This window comes from Magnetospirillum sp. SS-4 (assembly GCF_902729425.1).
GTDB lineage: Bacteria > Pseudomonadota > Alphaproteobacteria > Rhodospirillales > Magnetospirillaceae > Phaeospirillum.
The window spans coordinates 159532-176021 of the sequence record NZ_CACVCH010000002.1 but is presented as its reverse complement, the minus strand read 5'-3'; the positions used below and the strand labels follow the sequence as shown (position 1 = coordinate 176021).

The window sequence follows — 16490 nt, the reverse complement described above, 5'->3', positions numbered from 1 at the left end:
TGGCCGCGCACCGCTACGCGAGTCCTCGATCTACGTAGCGACTTTTCTTTAAACCCATTGGTATGTCTCGCTGAGATAGCGGTGAACCTGTAACCGAACCTATAGTCCACCATTACCCTCTCCACCCAATTTCTTGCGGCCAGCGCCATCCCGCCCTATCCTTGGGTCACGAGCTTGATCCGCAACGGGCGAAAATTCAATGGCAGCCCCCCTTCAACACGTCATGCAGCGCCTCAAGGCGACGGAGGCCGAGCTTCGTAGCCGGGGCGTCGCGCATCTGTCGGTGTTCGGGTCCGTGGCCCGTGGCGAGGCACGCGACGACAGCGACATCGACATCGCCGTCGAGATCGAAGCCGGTCGTTCGTTCTCGCTGATCCGCATGGAGGACACCCGTCTGCTGCTGGAGGATGTGCTCGGCCGTCCCGTCGACCTGGGGGAGATCGAGTCGTTCCGGCCGGCCGTGCGGGCGGCGTTCGAACACGATCAGGTCCGGGTGTTCTAATGCCGCGCGGGCATCGGGACAGACTCGGCGACATTCTGGCGGCGATTGCTGATATTAGGGTGGATACCCAGGGAATGAATCTTGCCGCGTTCGAGAAGAATCCCGTTGTCGTCCGCTCGGTGCTCTATTCCATCGGCGTGATCGGCGAGGCGGTCAAGGCCATCGACCCGGATTTCAAAGTCGCCCATCCGGAAATCCCCTGGCGGGCCATCGCCGGCATTCGCGACAGCATTATCCATGAGTATTTCCGCACCAACACGCGGCGTATCTGGGATGTGGTTCAGGATGATCTCGATCCATTGGAAAATGCGCTGCGATCATCCGTCTGAAATCATCTGACGACTTTATTTTAAACGATAGAAGGTTTGCTCTGCCAGCCTACCCCATCCGCCAGAGCCGGCCTTGGAATGGCCGCGACACTCGCGCAAATCCGTCCCGCCCCGTCGATGCGGCCGACGACCTTACGGGATTTCGCTCCGCGACGCGACGTCGACGGGCAACGAGCTGGTGCTCTTGATCGCCTTCAGGGCAAAGCTGGACTTCACCTTGTCGACGCCGGGCATGTGGATCAGGTCCTCGCGCAGGAAGCGGTCGAACGCCTCGATATCGGCGGTGATCACATGCAGCAGGTAATCCTGATCGCCGGTCATGGCGAAGCATTCCAGAACTTCCGGCCGTTTCATGATCGCCGCCTCGAACTCGGCGGCGCGGTGGAGGTCGATGGTCGCGGCGACGAAGACGTTGAGCCCCAGGCCCAGAGCGGCCGGATCGACCAGGGCGGTGTAGCCGCGAATCACTCCCGCCTCCTCCAGCATGCGCACCCGGCGCCAGCAGGGCGACGCCGACAGCCCCACCCGCTCCGATAATTCGGCGATGGACAGCCGCCCGTTGCGCTGAAGCTCGGACAGGATCTTTCGATCGAAGGCATCCGGTGTTTGCAAGACGATTCATCCCCCAAGTCTGGAAATCATGGATGATTCAACCCTAAACCTACCGCTGGAATATTGTTTTAGCAATGAAACACCTCCGGGATTGAGCCTATAATTTTCGACAATAATCATAAGGCATGCGATTCGCGGGGATGTTTTTCCGGGTTGGGACTCCCCGTGCGACCGGATCGGCCAAAATGGCCGAATCGCCACGGGCCGTGCCACTTGGGAGTACGTTCGCGGATGGTGACCCCCGAAGACACGGGCGGCGGCGCGTCCGTCGCCGGCAGCGATGATGCCGCCTTTCTGACCGGCACCCAGGTGCTGGTGCGTTTGCCGCTGGAGCAAAGCCGCCGCGACCGCGCGGCCGGGCTGAACACCGCCGGCTTCATCTCCGGCTATCGCGGCAGCCCGCTGGGCGGCTACGATCAGGCGCTGTGGAAGGCGCAGCGGGCGCTGGCCGAGGCCGGCATCGTCTTTCGCCCCGCCATCAACGAGGAGATGGCCGCCACCGCCGTCATCGGCAGCCAGCAGGTGCCGCTGTTTCCTGGCGCCCGCCATGACGGGGTGTTCGCCCTGTGGTACGGCAAGGGGCCGGGGCTGGACCGGGCCGGCGATGCCCTGAAGCACGCCAATTCCCTGGGCTCGTCCCCAAAGGGCGGCGTGCTGGTGGTGGTGGGCGACGACCACGGCGCCATGTCGTCGAGCATGGCGCACCAAAGCGAACAGCTGATGATGTCCTGGATGATGCCGGTCCTGTGTCCGGCCGGGCTTCAGGATTATCTCGACCTGGGGCTGATGGGGTTCGCCCTGTCGCGCTATTCAGGCTGTTACGCCGGCTTCGTCACCGTCAGCGAAACGGTGGAAAGCTCGGCCCTGGTGTTGTTCGCTCCTCGCCGCCCCGCCATCGTCATGCCGCCGTTCGACCCGCCGCCGGGCGGGCTGCACATCCGTTTCGGCGATCCGCAACTGGCCCAGGAAGATCGGCTGCAACGCCACAAGCTGCGCGCCGCCCAGGCCTTCGCCCGCGCCAACCGCCTGGACCGGCTGGCGTTCGGAGCCGAGCGGCCCCGGCTTGGAATCATGGCCGCCGGCAAGGCGTGGCTGGACCTGCGCCAGGCGCTGGATGATCTCGGCGTGGATTGCGAGCGGGCGGCGGCCCTGGGGCTGGGGCTCTACAAGGTGGGCATGACCTGGCCGCTGGAACCCGAGGGTTCCCTGGCCTTCACCCGGGGAACCCCGACCATTCTGGTGGTCGAGGAAAAGCGGGGCGTGATCGAGCCGCAGTTGAAGGAGCTGTGCTACCGCCTGCCCGCCTCGGAACGGCCGGAGATCATCGGCAAGACCGACGAATCGGGACGGCCGTTGCTGCCTTCCTGCGGCGAGCTGTCCCCCGAGGCCATCGCCCGGGTGCTGGTCGAGCGCCTGGGCCTTGCCGCCGAACCCGGCCCCCGCGACTACCTGAGGCATCTCGACGCCAAGGAGCGGGAGATTCAGTCCCTTGGCCCGCCGGGCCGGCCGCCGCGCCCCCCATTCTTCTGCTCCGGCTGTCCCCACAACGGCTCGACCCGCGTGCCCGAGGGCAGTCTGGCCATGGCCGGTACCGGCTGCCATGTCATGGCGGCGTGGATGCCGCGCGACACCAGCAGCGTCCTCCACATGGGGGCCGAGGGCGTCAACTGGATGGGCATCCAGCCGTTCAGCGACATGGAGCACATCTTCCAGAACCTGGGAGACGGCACCTATGTCCATTCCGGCAGCACCGCCATTCGCCAGGCGGTGGCGGCCGGCCTCACCATCACCTACAAGATCCTCTACAACGACGCCGTCGCCATGACCGGCGGCCAGCCGCTGGACGGTCATCTCGACATCGCCCGCATCACCCACCAGTTGCGGCATGAAGGCGTCGACCGCATCGCCCTGGTTTCCGACGATCCCGGTCGCCACCGTCCCCGTGACCTCGTCATGGGCGCCACCTTGCACCACCGTTCCGAACTGGATGCGGTGCAGCGGGAACTGCGCCGGTGGCCGGGCGTGTCGGTGCTGATCTTCGACCAAGTCTGCGCCGCCGAGCTGCGCCGCCGACGCCGCAAGGGCGAGGCGGCCGACAGGCGCCGCCGCGTCGTCATCAATCAGGAGGTCTGCGAGGGCTGCGGCGATTGCCTTCGGGTCTCCAACTGCGTCTCGGTAACGCCGGTGGCGACTCCCCAGGGAATCAAGCGCCACATCGACCAGTCGTCGTGCAACCAGGACTTCACCTGCGCCGAGGGCTTCTGCCCCAGCTTCGTCATGGTCGAGGGAGAGCGGACGAGGCCCCCCGCTCTCCTGGCGGCCGACTGGCTGCCACCGCCGCCGGCCCCGCCGCCGGCCGGGCGTCCCTGGGGCATCCTGGTGGCCGGCATCGGCGGCACCGGCGTGGTCACCATCACCCAGATCATCGGCCATGCCGCATCTTTCGACGGCAAGGCGGCCACGGTGCTGGACTTCAACGGGCTGGCCCAGAAAGGCGGCGGCGTGCTGGGCTATGTCCGGATCGCCGACGATTCCTCCCGTCTGCACGCCCCCCGGCTGGCCATGGGGGGCGCCGACGCCCTGATCGCCGCCGACATGGTGGTGGCGGGCGGCCCGGCGGCGGTCTCCCGGCTGCGACGCGGCAGAACCCGGGCGGTGGTGAACGGCGACGTCGCCCCCACCGCCGCCAGCGTGCTGTCCCCCGACGCCATCCCCGACGTCAGCGCCCTGAGACGGGCCATATCCGAGCGCCTGGGAGCGGATTGCGTGGACGAGGTGGCGGCGACGACCTTGTCCCGGCACCTGTCGGGCGACTCGCTGTTCACCAACATCCTGCTGCTGGGGTACGCCTTCCAGCGCGGCCTGATTCCGCTGTCCGAGGTATCGCTGCACGCGGCCATCCGCCTGAACGGCGTGGCGGTGACTGAAAATCTGGAATCCTTCGCCTGGGGCCGCCGCTTCGCCCACGATTCCGACAAGGCGCGGCAAGCCGCCGGCTTGCCGGAGGCCGCGCCCGAACGCGCCGAGCCTTCCCTGGGGGAACTGGTGGCCGACAACGTCGCCCGCCTCGCCGTCTATCATGACGAGGCCTATGCCGCCCGCTACCGAGCCTTCGTCGAAACCGTCGAGCGTGCCGATTCCACCCTTCCCGACAAGGGGGCGCGCCTCAGTCTGGCGGTGGCGCGAGGCTACGCCAAGCTGCTGGCCTTCAAGGACGAATACGAGGTGGCCCGCCAGTTGTCCGATCCGCGCTTTATCGCCGGCCTGGGCGAACAGTTCGAGGGCAAGGTCCGTCTCCGCTTCCTGCTCGGCTTCGCCACCGACGACGAAACCCGCCCGCGCAAGCTGGCTTTCGGCCCCTGGCTGCTGCCGGCGCTGCGTCTGCTGGCCGGCTTGCGGCGGCTGCGGGGGGGGATGTTCGATCCCTTCCGGTTCGGAGCGGACCGCCGGCTGGAGCGCCGGCTGATTGCCCGCTACGAAGCCGACGTGACCGGGATCTTGCGCCGGTTGTCGCCGGACTCATACGATGCGGCGGTGGAACTGGCCGCCCTGCCCGACCGTATCCGGGGCTTCGGCCCGGTCAAGCGCCGCTCCGTCCGGGAGGCGGAAACCCGGCGGGCCGAATTGCTGGCCCGTCTCGGCGAGGGGAGGACACGCCCGCTCGCCGCTGAATGAGAACGACAAGACCACAAACAGGATGAGCCATAATCATCCAATGGGAGGTTACCAAATGAGCGATACCAAGAAGTTCCTGCTGCCCGAGGACCGCATGCCCAAGGCCTGGTACAATCTGGCCGCCGACCTGCCGGCCCCGTTGCCGCCGCCGCTCCATCCCGGCACCGGCCAGCCCATCGGCCCCGACGACCTGTCCCCCATCTTTCCGATGGCGGTGATCATGCAGGAGGTCAGCACCGAACGCTGGATCGACATCCCCGAGCCGGTGCGCGACGTCTACAAGCTGTGGCGTCCCGCGCCGCTGATCAGGGCCGAACGGCTGGAAAAGGCGCTGGGCACCCCGGCCAGGATCTATTTCAAGTACGAGGGCGTCAGCCCGTCCGGCAGCCACAAGCCCAACACCTCGGTGCCGCAGGCCTTCTACAACAAGCAGGAAGGCGTCAAGCGCCTGACCACCGAGACCGGCGCCGGTCAGTGGGGCTCGTCGCTGGCCTTTGCCGCCTCGCTCTATGGGCTGGAGGTGGAGGTCTACATGGTCAAGATCTCCTACAACCAGAAGCCCTATCGCCGCGCCCTGATGGAAACCTACGGCGCCAAGTGCATTCCCAGCCCGTCGCCGCTGACCAATGCCGGCCGCGCCATCCTGGAACGCTTTCCCGAATCCAACGGATCGCTGGGCATCGCCATCTCGGAGGCGGTTGAGATGGCCGCCCAGCGCGACGACACCAAGTACGCGCTGGGCAGCGTTCTGAACCATGTGCTGCTGCACCAGACCATTATCGGCGAGGAAGCGATGATGCAGATGGAGATGGCCGGCGACAAGCCGGACGTCATCGTCGCCGCCACCGGCGGCGGCTCCAACTTCGCCGGCCTCGCCTTCCCCTATATCCGCGAGAAGCTGAAGGGCGACAAGGTCCGCATCGTCGCGGTGGAACCGGCCAATTGCCCGACCCTGACCAAGGGCGTCTACGCCTATGATTTCGGCGACACCGGCCACCTGACCCCGCTGGTCAAGATGCACACCCTGGGGTCCACCTTCATGCCGCCGGGCTTCCATGCCGGCGGGCTGCGCTATCACGGCATGGCCCCCATGGTCAGCCATGTCAAGGAACTGGGGCTGATCGAGGCCAAGGCCTTCCAGCAGATCGAATGCTTCACCGCCGGCGTGCAGTTCGCCCGCGCCGAAGGCATCGTGCCGGCGCCGGAATCCACCCATGCGGTCAAGGGGGCGATCGACGAGGCCCTGCGCTGCAAGGCCGAGGGCAAGGCCGAGACCATCTTGTTCAACCTGTCGGGACACGGCCACTTCGACATGCAGGCCTATACCGACTACTTCGCCGGCAAACTGATGGACGTCCCCTACGACCAGGACGCCCTGGACGAGGCTCTCGCCAGCCTGCCCAAGGTCGCCGCCGAATAATGCCGGAAAGGGGGGGAGCGGACGGTGGCGGCCGCTCCCCCATCCGCAGGCGCGACGTCAGGGTCAGGCGGCGGCCATGCGGGCGTGACGCGACTTCATGCGGCCGATCAGGCTGGACATGAAGGGGGCGATTTCGGGAATGATCCGCGATACGTCCTGGGCCAGGCGAATGGCCTCGAGGGGGTCGAACGGACGTCCCGAGGCCTCGTCGTCGAGAAGCATGGCCAATCTGTCGATGGTGCCGGCTTCATCCTGCCGCATAAGGTCTTCCCCCCAAGGAATATCCCCTAACCTGAATGTGACATTAAACATACATCATGCCCATGTAAAATGAGCAAAGGGGTATTCCAGCCATACCTTGGAATCATTTCGGTTCCATGGTGCCGGACTTGACAGCCGCCGACCCCACCCTATCTCGATTGCACGAGGCCGCCGCTTATGGGGTCTCAAGGGCGCGCGGCGCTTCCGCCGCCGCCCTGTCTGGTTGCTTCGCAAAGGAGAGCTGGCTATGCGTACTTTCGATCTGTCCCCGCTGTTCCGGTCCACCGTCGGGTTCGACCACCTCAACCATCTGCTGGAATCGGCCCCCCGACTCGACGAGTCGGCCCTGTCCTATCCGCCCTACAACATCGAGAAGCTGAGCGACGATCACTACCGCATCACCATGGCGGTCGCCGGTTTCAAGGAGAGTGATCTCGACATCACCTCCAAGGGCCAGGGGCTGACGATTTCCGGCAAGGTCCGCAAGGAAGAGCCCAAGGCGGAATATCTCCATCGCGGAATCGCCGGCCGGTCGTTCGAGCGCCGCTTTGAACTGGCCGACCATATCCGCGTCGACAAGGCGTCGCTGAGCAACGGCCTGCTGCATGTCGACCTGGTGCGCGAGATTCCCGAGGCCATGAAGCCCCGCACCATCAAGATCGAAACGCAGCCGGATGCCCGGTTGATCGAATCCCACGCCGCCTGATCGCGGCCATTCCCGGGGGCGGCCCCCCGTCCCCGGGTTCCTTTGGGCCTTGCCAATTCGTCCCGGCTCGGCCACAACCGGCGCATGATGCTGAATGTGGATCAGGAAATGGCCAAGGCGGTCAGGCTCGCCCAATCGGGCAAGCTGAAGCCGGCGGTCGCCATTCTGGAAAAGCTGGCGGGTCTGGCGCCGGCCTCGGTGCCGGTGCGCTACAATCTGGCGCTGTTCCTGCTGATGGCGGGACGGCATGCCCAGGCGCTGCCTCATCTCGACCGCATTCTGGCGGCCCATCCCGGCCATCCGCCCTCGTTGTTCAGCAAGGCCAAGGGGCTGATGGCGCTGGACCGGGTCGAGGAGGCCTTGCCGATCCTCCACCACCTTGCCGCCACCGATGATCCGGAAAGCCTGCTGGCGCTGGGCAACGCGCTGCGCCAGCTTCAGCGCGTCGCCGACGCCGTCGCGGTCTATCGCCGTCTAGCCGAGGTGGCGCCCGCTCATCCCGGCGGCCACGTCAATCTGGGACTGCTGCTGGTGGGCGGTGATCCCGACGTCGCGCTGCCCGCGCTCGAAAACGCCGTCCGGCATCATCCCGGCATCGCCGAGTTGCAGGCCATGCTGGGGCAGGTGCTGTTGCGGCTTCGCCGTCTCGACGAGGCCGCCGCCCATCTTGGGCGGGCCCTGACCATCGATCCGACCCTGGCTCCGGCCAAGGGACACCTGTTGCGGCTGTACCGCGAGACCGCCGACTGGGATCGGGAGGAAACCCTGTTCCAGGATATCCGCGCCGGACTGGACACGGCGGCCGCACGGCGCCAGCTGGCGGTGGCCACCCAGGAAGCCATCTTCCATCCGTTCACCGGAGCGGAAATCCTGCGCATCGCCGGCATCGAGGCCGATTTCCGGGTGGCGGGGCGGCCCCGGCCGGTAATCCGCCCCCGGCCCAAGGCTCCGGCACCACTGGTGGTGGGATATCTCTCGCCCGACTATCGCGAGCACGCCACCATGCATCTGGCCGGCGATGTGTTTCTCAACCACGACCGCGGCAGGGTGCGGCCGATCGCCTATTCGGTCGGACCCGACGACGGATCGCCATGGCGCGACAAGGTGGCGCGGGAGGCCGATGCCTTTGTCGACCTGTCCGGACTGGGCGATCGCGCCGCCGCCGAACGGATCGCCGCCGATGGCGTTCACCTGCTGGTCGACATGTCGGTGTTCACCCGCCATGCCCGCCCCGGCATCGCCGCCTTGCGGCCGGCGCCGATCCAGGCGGCGTGGCTGGGGCTGGCCGCCAGTTCCGGGGCGCAATGGCTGGATTACGCCATCGTCGACAAGGTGCTGGCGCCGCCGGAACATCGCGCCCACTTCTCGGAACGGCTGATCCATCTGCCCGACACCTACCAGGCCAATCAGGCCTGGACCCCCTGCCCCGCCTCGCCGCCCGGCCGGAGCGAACTGGGATTGCCCGAAAACGCCACAGTGTTCTGTTCCTTCAACGGCCATCGCAAGCTGGATCGCGCCAGCTTCGGTCTATGGCTGCGGGTGCTGTCCATGGTGCCGGGGGCGGTGCTGTGGCAACTGGCTCCGCCCGAACCCGCCCGGCTGCGGCTGGAGCGGGCGGCCAGGGATGCCGGCATCGATCCGTCCCGCCTGATCTGGGCGCCGGTCCTGCCCAGGCCGGATCACCTGGCTCGCATTCCCGCCGCCGACCTGTTCCTGGATGCCCTGGTCTGCGGCGCCCACACCACCGCCGCCGATGCCCTGCGCATGGGGGTGCCGCTGGTCAGCGTCGCCGGGCCAAGGCTGGCTTCGCGAGTGGCGAGTTCCCTGCTGCACGCGGTGGGGCTACCCGATCTGTCGGTCCCCGATTCCGAGGCGATGGTGGAGCTGGCGGTGGCATTGGGGCGCGACCCGGTCCGGCGGTCGGAGCTGAGAAACCGCCTGCAAGGCCTGCTGCCCAATGCCCCGGCCTTTGCTCCGGCGCGCTTCACCCGCCATCTGGAGACAGCGTTCGAACAGGTCTGGCAGCGCCACGCCGCCGGAAAGCCGCCGGCGGATATCACTGTCCTGGCAAGTGATTAGCGGCGTCTTTTGATGTTAAGCCAGAAGGAATTGGATGGCGCCGGAAAGGCGTTGGTTCCCAAGGCCTGCCAGATGGGAGCGAACCTCGCCGAGAGTTGAGGGTCCTGGGCGGCAAGATAGGCGGGAAACACCGGTTCCAGCCATTTGGCTTCGCCCAGCAGCAGCGCCGCCAGCAGATATTGCTCGTTATACATCAGCCCCTCGGCGTGAGGGGGATAGTCATAGGGCAGGTAGACGTCGTGGATGTGGACGAACACTCCCGGCGGCAGGTCGGGCAGGATTTCGAGGAACAGGGCAGTGACGTCGGAATTGGGCAGCGAGCGGTGCGAACTGTCGATGAACAGGATGTCGCCGGGTTTGAGCCGCGAGAACACGCCCTGGTCGACGAATTCGGCCGGAGTCCGGATCACCTCGTCGCACAGGCCGTCGACCTCGGCGCGGGGCTGCGGGTCGATGGAGACGATGCGGGTCCGCAATCCCCTGGCGGCGATGGCGTGACGGGCGAACTTGGTGGAATTGCCCGAACCGATCTCGACCAGCAGCCTGGGGTCGTGGCGGACCAGCATCCCGGTTAGCGCGATGGCGTCCAGCCCGGTGAACCACGGATTCATCCAGCGCGGCGTCGCCGCATCCTCGGCCGCCTCCCTCGGAATGGCGGCGAACAGATCGCGCAGATCGACGAAGCGTTCGATCAGTCGGAGGTAATCGGACTTGTGGCGGCCGATGATGTCGGCCAGACGGGGATGGACGGGAGACCCGAAACCCCAGCGCGGCTGGCAGGTGTATCCGTAATTGCCGATCTTGATCTGGGTCGCCAAGGCTTATGCTTCCTGCTTCATTTCTTGAACATGGTGGCGCGGCGTTCGCGAATCTCCGCCGGCCAGGAGGCCTGGATGAAGGCCAGAACCGAACGGATCTCGGCATCGGTCAGGATGCCGACGAAGGACGGCATCGCCGTCTTGTAGCCCGGCGGGGCGAACCGTGCCATGCCGTGCTTGGTGATGGCAAACAATTGTTCGTCGGGATGATGCCAGGTGTGGCCGCTGGCGTCATGGGGGGGCGCCGGCAATTCGCCGCTGGGCTTGCGGATCTGCCAGTCGGGCTGCTCGCCCTCCAGGTCGGCGCCGTGGCAGGCGGCGCAATGGCTGGCATAAAGCGTCCTGCCCGCCGCCACCCTGACAGGATCGTCGACGGGAACGGCCGATCCCTGTCCCCGCCACGCCAGCCAGCCGCCAATGGTGACGGTCACCGCCACCACCAGCGCCAGGGTCATCTTCCATCCTCGTTTCATGGCGTGGAGTATAACCGCATGTCTCGGGGTTAACAAATGGCCGCGCCTGCCGCATGATGGGGCGCAGACAGTTTCAAGGCGAGGCGTCCCATGACCACCGTGCTGATTTCCGTGTTCTGCCCCGACCGTCCCGGTCTGGTGGCCGACATCACCGGACGCCTGTTCGAGGTCGGCGCCAATCTGGGTGATACCAGCTTCGCCATGCTGGGCGGCGGCGCCGAGTTCTCGTCGGTCTGCGACCTGCCCGCCGAGGTCACCGTGACAGAAATCGAGCGCGATCTAGCCACCCTGCCCGGATTGTCGAACGCCCGCATCGCGGTTCGACCGTTCGAGATGGATGCCGCCCATGGCCCGCTGGGGCGCATCACCCACCGGGTGGTGGTGTCGGGCGGCGACCGTCCCGGCCTGATCGCCCGGCTGTCCGAGGTGTTCGGCCAGTTTCAGGCCAATATCGTCCGGATGGATGCCCAGCGCATCCCCGAACAGGGGATCTACATCACCCGCTTTTCGGTGGCGATTTCGGCGCGGGCCGATGCCTGCCTGGCCACCGTCGCCAATACCGCCGGCGAGTTGAACCTGTCTTGTCACATCGAGGAGGCCTGAGACCGGACATGGCCTGCAATATTGGACGACTTGACCGCGTTCTACGCATCCTGGTCGGCATCATCCTGATCGGACTGGCCATGGCCGGCCTGATCCAGCGTTGGGGATGGCTGGGACTGGTGCCGGTGATTTCCGCCATTCTGGGCTGGTGTCCCGGCTACATGATGTTGGGACTATCGACGCGGCCCCGGTGACCCCGGAACGGGAGGCATCATGATCCTTGCGTCGATTCCGCCTCACGATTCCTCCCGCGATCTCCTGCACGACCTCGCCCTGGCTCCGGAAGAGGCGTTGATCGCCGAGCTGAGCGCCCGCGTGCCGCTGTCCTCCGCTCAGCGGGGGCGGATCATGGCGGCGGCGACGGCGCTGGTGGACGGCGCCCGGCAGCGACGCCATCATCTGGTCGAACTGGAAGGTTTCCTGGCCGAGTACCGGCTCGCCACCCATGAGGGGGTGGTTCTGATGGGATTGGCCGAAGCGCTGCTGCGCATTCCCGACCGGGCGACCGTCGACCTGCTGATCCGCGACAGGATCGGCTCGGGCCATTGGGAGGAGCATCTGGGCCACAGTCCGTCGGCGCTGGTCAATGCCTCCACCTGGGCGCTGATGCTGGGCGGGCGGATGCTGCACGATGCCGAGGCCCATGGCGTCCTGAACCGGCTGGGCGAAACCGTCCTGCGTCAGGCCCTGTCCGCCGCCATGTCCATCATGGGCCGGCACTTCGTCATGGGCCGCACCATCGCCGAGGCGCTGGATCATTCCCGCGCATGGGAAGCCAAGGGGTATCGCCATTCCTTCGACATGCTGGGCGAGGCCGCCCGCACCGCCCGCGCCGCCGCCGATTACCTGGATTCCTATGCCGCCGCCATCGTCGCGGTGGGGAAAGCCTCGGCCGGGCGTGGACCGGTGGATGGTCCGGGCATTTCGGTGAAGCTGTCGGCGCTGCATCCACGCTACGAGATGGCCCAGCGCGAACGGGTCGGCGCCGAACTGACGCCGCGCCTGCTGGATCTGTGCCGCCTTGCCAGATCCGTCAATATTGGGTTGACGGTGGACGCCGAGGAGGCCGAACGGCTGGACCTGTCGCTGGACGTAATCGGAACCGTTCTGGACGACGCCGGACTGGCGGGATGGGACGGGTTCGGACTGGCGGTGCAGGCCTACCAGAAGCGCGCCCGGCCTCTGATCGGCTGGCTGGCGGAGCGGACGCGGACCGCCGGCCGCCGGTTGATGGTCCGTCTGGTCAAGGGGGCCTATTGGGACAGCGAGATCAAGCGGGCGCAGGAACGCGGACTGGCCAGTTTTCCGGTGTTCACCCGCAAATCCGCCACCGACATCTCCTATCTGGCCTGTGCCGCCGACCTGCTGGCGGAGGGAGGCATCTTCCACCCTCAGTTCGCCACCCACAACGCCCACACCATGGCGGCGGTGCGTGAACTGGCCGGCGAGCGGACCGATTGGGAATATCAGCGCCTGCACGGCATGGGCGAGGCCCTCTATCATCCCATCGTCGCCGAGTATCCGTGCAGGACCTACGCCCCGGTGGGGCGGCACGAAACCCTGCTGCCCTATCTGGTGCGGCGCCTGTTGGAGAACGGCGCCAATTCGTCGTTCGTCAACCGGATGGCTGACGAAACCCTGGCGGCGGACGAGGTGGTGACCGATCCGCTGGCGACACCGCAGAACCGGCCGTCGGCCATATCGTTGCCAGCCGATCTGTTCGCCCCCGCCCGACGTAATTCCACCGGATTGGACCTGTCCGATCCGGTGGTCATCGCCGGGCTTGACCGCGACCTGGAGGCCGCCGCCTCCCGGTCGCCCCCCGTCGTCGTGGCGACCACCCCGGCCGCGTTGGCCGGAATGATCGACCAAGCCGGCCGGGCCTTCTCGGGTTGGGACCGATTGGGCGGCGAGCATCGGGCCGCTGTCTTGGAACGGGCCGCCGATCTGTTCGAGTCGGCCCGTCCGAACCTGATGCGGCTTGCCGTCATCGAGGCCGGCAAGACCGTTCCCGACGCCCTGGCCGAGGTGCGGGAGGCTGTGGATTTCCTGCGGTTCTACGCGGTCGAGGCCCGAGGCCGGTTCGGCCCGCCCACCGTCCTGCCCGGACCGGCGGGGGAAAGCAACGAGCTTTGGCTGGGCGGACGCGGCGTGTTCGCGTGCATTTCACCGTGGAACTTTCCCCTGGCCATCTTTACCGGACAGGTGGCCGCCGCCCTGGCCGCCGGCAATGCCGTCGTCGCCAAGCCGGCCGAACAGACCCCCGGCATGGCCGCCGAGGCGGTGAGCCTGCTGCATCGGGCCGGCATTCCCGAGGAGGTGCTACATCTGGCGGCCGGCGGTCCGGAGCTTGGCCGGCGACTGGTCGCCCATCCGGCCATCGCCGGAGTGGCCTTCACAGGCTCCATCCAGACGGCGCGGGCCATTCACCGGACCCTGGCGGCCAAGGATGGCCCAATCGTGCCGCTGATCGCCGAGACCGGCGGCATCAACGCCATGATCGTCGATTCCTCCGCCCTGGTCGAGCAGGTGGTGGCCGACGTGATGGAAAGCGCCTTCCGCAGCGCCGGACAGCGCTGTTCGGCGCTCAGGGCGCTGTTCGTCCAGCGCGAGGCCTGGACACGGCTGGAACCCATGCTGGCCGGCGCCATGGCCGAACTTCGGCTCGGAAATCCCGCCCTGCTCGCCACCGATATCGGGCCGGTGATCGACAACGACGCCCTCGCCATGCTGGAGGCCCACGCCGCCAGACTGGAAACGTGCGCCCGGCTGGTGGCGGTAGCGCCGCCGGCGCGGGAAACGCTACCGCGTCTGTTCGCCCCCCGCGCCTACGAGATCGCCGACATGACACCGCTGGACCGCGAGGTGTTCGGCCCCATACTCCATATCCTGCCATGGGAGGCGTCCGGCCTTGACCAGATGCTGGACGCCATTGCCGCCACCGGCACCGGCCTGACCCTCGGCGTTCATAGCCGGATCGAATCGACCATACGCGCCGTCGCCGGCCGGTTGCGGGTCGGCAATATCTACGTCAACCGTTCGATGATCGGCGCGGTGGTGGGATCGCAGCCGTTCGGCGGCCTGGGCCTGTCGGGTACCGGTCCCAAGGCCGGCGGCCCCCATACCCTGGTCCGCTACGCCGCCGAATTCTGCCGCAGCGTTAACACCGCCGCCGTGGGCGGCGATGCCCGGCTGCTGGGTCAGGCGCTGTAGATTCCAACGCACAGAACGATATCGTCAACCTGCTTGACATAGCTGGACTTGTTTTCCAGCACCTTGGTGGCCGGGTTGGCCCAGACGTAATCAACCCAGCCGGAGCCGTCGCGGCGGGCGGTATCGATCATCTCTTTCGAGAACAGCTTGCCGTTGGCATCCTTCAAGGTGGTGCCGTCGGCGCCGACCAGTCCGGGATTGCGGCCATGGCCGATGACCCTGCCGGCCAGATCCTGGATCACCACATAGAGGTCCTTTTCCAGAAACGCTCCGTTCTTGTCGGCCACGGCGCTGATCAGCCGCTCCCTGCCTTCCTTGCGATAGAAGGCGGCGGCCCGCTCGACCATGGCGATAGCCTCCTCGCGGCTGCCGCGGTCGGCGCTGAGATAGGAACTCGAATCGGTGGTGTAGCCCAGGCGGATGGCTCCCCAGTGCCGTCCCTTGCAATAGACCGGCGAGGAAACGTCCATCATGACCATGACATTTCCGCCGCCCATATCGCGGCGATAGACCTGCGGCCAGATCTTTTCCATGTTGCGCGCCGCCGCCATGCCGGTGGCATCGCTGAAGATGCGGCGGTTGCGGCAATTGGCGGCGTTCCAGACCGGATCGTTGCCCTGGGGGTGGGAAAACTTGGTGTTGTGGGTCGGCGCATAGGCGTTGCGGTCGTTGAGGACGCAGAACACCACGCGGGGGTTGAAACCGAGGGCGCCATCAAGGATGGCCTGGGTGGCGCGGTCGCAGAAGGTGGAGAAACGGGTCATGTACTGGGGCGGATTGCTGCCCTCAATCTCCTGATAATTCTCGTCGAACAGGTCGGCCATGGAAATGGCGCCGTCGTCGACCGCCCTGTCGAAAATGGCGCCGATGCTCTCGGCGATGCGGACCACCTCCCTGGCGAAAGGCGTGTCGTTCGTTTCACATCCGGAATCGAAAGTGATGGCGATCAGGCGCTCGCCGGCCTGACGCATGGTATCCAGCCGTGAGCGGGCGGTATCCAGATTGGAAGCCGATACGGCGATGCCGGTGGTCGCCTCCTCGACCGCGTTCATCAGATTGGCGCCGTCGACATTGATGGCCTCCGCCTCGGAGGTCACCTCGCGCATGTCGTGGGTGATGCGCTCCACCAAGTCACGGATGTCGTCGACACGGGCTCCGATGGTGGCGGTACTGGAATTGACGACGCGGGCGCGGCTGGCGCTGGCCTCGGTGTCCTGGGCCAGGCTGGAGGCGATGGCCTGGAGGGTGTCCAGGGTCTGGCGGATTTCCGCGGTGCTGGTGGCGGTCTGGCGCGCCAGTTCCTTGACCTCGCTGGCGACCACGGCGAACCCCCGGCCGGATTCCCCGGCACGCACCGCCTCGATGGTGGCGTTCAGCGCCAGCATGTTGGTGGACCGCGCGATGGCCTCGATGGACGCGGCCACCCGTCCGACCCGGTGCAGCGCCTCCTGAAGGGTGCCGATGCGCTCCATCCCCGCCACCACCATGTCGGTGAGCTGGGTGATGTCGTCGATGGAGCGCACGATCTCCTCCTTGGACACCCCCATGGCGGCGGCGGCGTCCACGGCCAGACTGTGGCTGCGCCCCGCCGTCTCGGCAATGCTGGCGGTCTCGGTTTTCAGGGCGGTCATGCGGTCTTGAATGGTCGCCATCAGCGAGGATTGGTGGCCGACATGGCGGGTGACGTCCTCGACCCTGCCGATGACCTCCACCACCTGGATGCCAAGACCGCCGGCCTCGTTGGCGAAGCGTTGCAATATTTCCGACTGGTCCTGATCCGCCATGGTGCCCCCCGCCTG

14 protein-coding genes are annotated in these 16490 nt (G+C 66.7%); 9 read left to right on the top strand and 5 right to left on the bottom strand.

The features are described from left to right. Window positions 1-199 precede the first annotated feature (199 nt). Together MTBSS4_RS02930 and MTBSS4_RS02925 are read left to right on the top strand one after the other, a co-directional pair. The gene (locus MTBSS4_RS02930; protein WP_217425485.1) at window positions 200-502 is read left to right on the top strand and encodes a nucleotidyltransferase family protein; all 303 of its coding nucleotides are present in this window, start codon (window positions 200-202) and stop codon (window positions 500-502) included. Then, window positions 502-831 carry a DUF86 domain-containing protein gene (locus MTBSS4_RS02925; protein WP_256367398.1) on the top strand — a complete coding sequence of 110 codons (330 nt, stop codon included), beginning with the start codon at window positions 502-504 and terminating at the stop codon, window positions 829-831. Before MTBSS4_RS02930 ends, MTBSS4_RS02925 begins: the two co-directional genes overlap by 1 nt. A gap of 132 nt (window positions 832-963) precedes the next feature. Here the strand turns inward: MTBSS4_RS02925 and MTBSS4_RS02920 are convergent, their stop codons facing one another. Next, window positions 964-1443 (bottom strand): Lrp/AsnC family transcriptional regulator, encoded by a 480-nt coding sequence (locus MTBSS4_RS02920; protein WP_173981889.1) that lies wholly within the window; start codon window positions 1441-1443, stop codon window positions 964-966. Between the two features lie 231 nt (window positions 1444-1674). Between MTBSS4_RS02920 and MTBSS4_RS02915 the strand changes: the two genes are divergently transcribed. Beyond that, on the top strand, window positions 1675-5118 hold the full coding sequence (locus MTBSS4_RS02915; protein WP_173981888.1) for an indolepyruvate ferredoxin oxidoreductase family protein: 3444 nt from the start codon (window positions 1675-1677) through the stop codon (window positions 5116-5118). Between the two features lie 55 nt (window positions 5119-5173). Further along, window positions 5174-6538: a TrpB-like pyridoxal phosphate-dependent enzyme gene (locus MTBSS4_RS02910; RefSeq protein ID WP_173981887.1), complete on the top strand. Its 1365-nt coding sequence runs from the start codon at window positions 5174-5176 to the stop codon at window positions 6536-6538. A gap of 63 nt (window positions 6539-6601) precedes the next feature. Here the strand turns inward: MTBSS4_RS02910 and MTBSS4_RS02905 are convergent, their stop codons facing one another. Continuing rightward, a complete protein-coding gene (locus tag MTBSS4_RS02905) occupies window positions 6602-6799 on the bottom strand; it encodes a hypothetical protein (protein ID WP_173981886.1) in 198 nt (65 codons plus the stop codon). 247 nt (window positions 6800-7046) lie between these two features. Here MTBSS4_RS02905 and MTBSS4_RS02900 point away from each other — a divergent pair, with 247 nt between their 5' ends. Together MTBSS4_RS02900 and MTBSS4_RS02895 are read left to right on the top strand one after the other, a co-directional pair. Further along, window positions 7047-7505 (top strand): Hsp20 family protein, encoded by a 459-nt coding sequence (locus MTBSS4_RS02900; protein WP_173981885.1) that lies wholly within the window; start codon window positions 7047-7049, stop codon window positions 7503-7505. Window positions 7506-7589: 84 nt separating this feature from the next. Next, on the top strand, window positions 7590-9584 hold the full coding sequence (locus MTBSS4_RS02895; RefSeq protein WP_254432352.1) for a tetratricopeptide repeat protein: 1995 nt from the start codon (window positions 7590-7592) through the stop codon (window positions 9582-9584). Here the strand turns inward: MTBSS4_RS02895 and MTBSS4_RS02890 are convergent. Both MTBSS4_RS02890 and MTBSS4_RS02885 read right to left on the bottom strand, forming a co-directional pair. Continuing rightward, on the bottom strand, window positions 9581-10402 hold the full coding sequence (locus MTBSS4_RS02890) for a class I SAM-dependent methyltransferase (protein WP_173981884.1): 822 nt from the start codon (window positions 10400-10402) through the stop codon (window positions 9581-9583). The two genes, MTBSS4_RS02895 and MTBSS4_RS02890, sit on opposite strands and share 4 nt — an antisense overlap. A 17-nt stretch (window positions 10403-10419) precedes the next feature. Continuing rightward, window positions 10420-10857: a cytochrome c gene (locus tag MTBSS4_RS02885; RefSeq protein WP_254432351.1), complete on the bottom strand. Its 438-nt coding sequence runs from the start codon at window positions 10855-10857 to the stop codon at window positions 10420-10422. A 108-nt stretch (window positions 10858-10965) separates the two neighbouring features. Here MTBSS4_RS02885 and MTBSS4_RS02880 point away from each other — a divergent pair, with 108 nt between their 5' ends. The 3 genes from MTBSS4_RS02880 to MTBSS4_RS02870 are packed head-to-tail and all read left to right on the top strand — an operon-like array spanning window position 10966 to window position 14691. Next, a complete protein-coding gene (locus MTBSS4_RS02880; protein WP_173981882.1) occupies window positions 10966-11478 on the top strand; it encodes a glycine cleavage system protein R in 513 nt (170 codons plus the stop codon). A gap of 8 nt (window positions 11479-11486) precedes the next feature. Then, window positions 11487-11672 (top strand): DUF2892 domain-containing protein, encoded by a 186-nt coding sequence (locus MTBSS4_RS02875; RefSeq protein WP_173981881.1) that lies wholly within the window; start codon window positions 11487-11489, stop codon window positions 11670-11672. Between the two features lie 19 nt (window positions 11673-11691). Continuing rightward, window positions 11692-14691 carry an L-glutamate gamma-semialdehyde dehydrogenase gene (locus MTBSS4_RS02870; protein ID WP_173981880.1) on the top strand — a complete coding sequence of 1000 codons (3000 nt, stop codon included), beginning with the start codon at window positions 11692-11694 and terminating at the stop codon, window positions 14689-14691. Here the strand turns inward: MTBSS4_RS02870 and MTBSS4_RS02865 are convergent. Further along, on the bottom strand, window positions 14679-16475 hold the full coding sequence (locus MTBSS4_RS02865; RefSeq protein WP_173981879.1) for a methyl-accepting chemotaxis protein: 1797 nt from the start codon (window positions 16473-16475) through the stop codon (window positions 14679-14681). The two genes, MTBSS4_RS02870 and MTBSS4_RS02865, sit on opposite strands and share 13 nt — an antisense overlap. Between the last annotated feature and the right edge of the window lie 15 nt (window positions 16476-16490).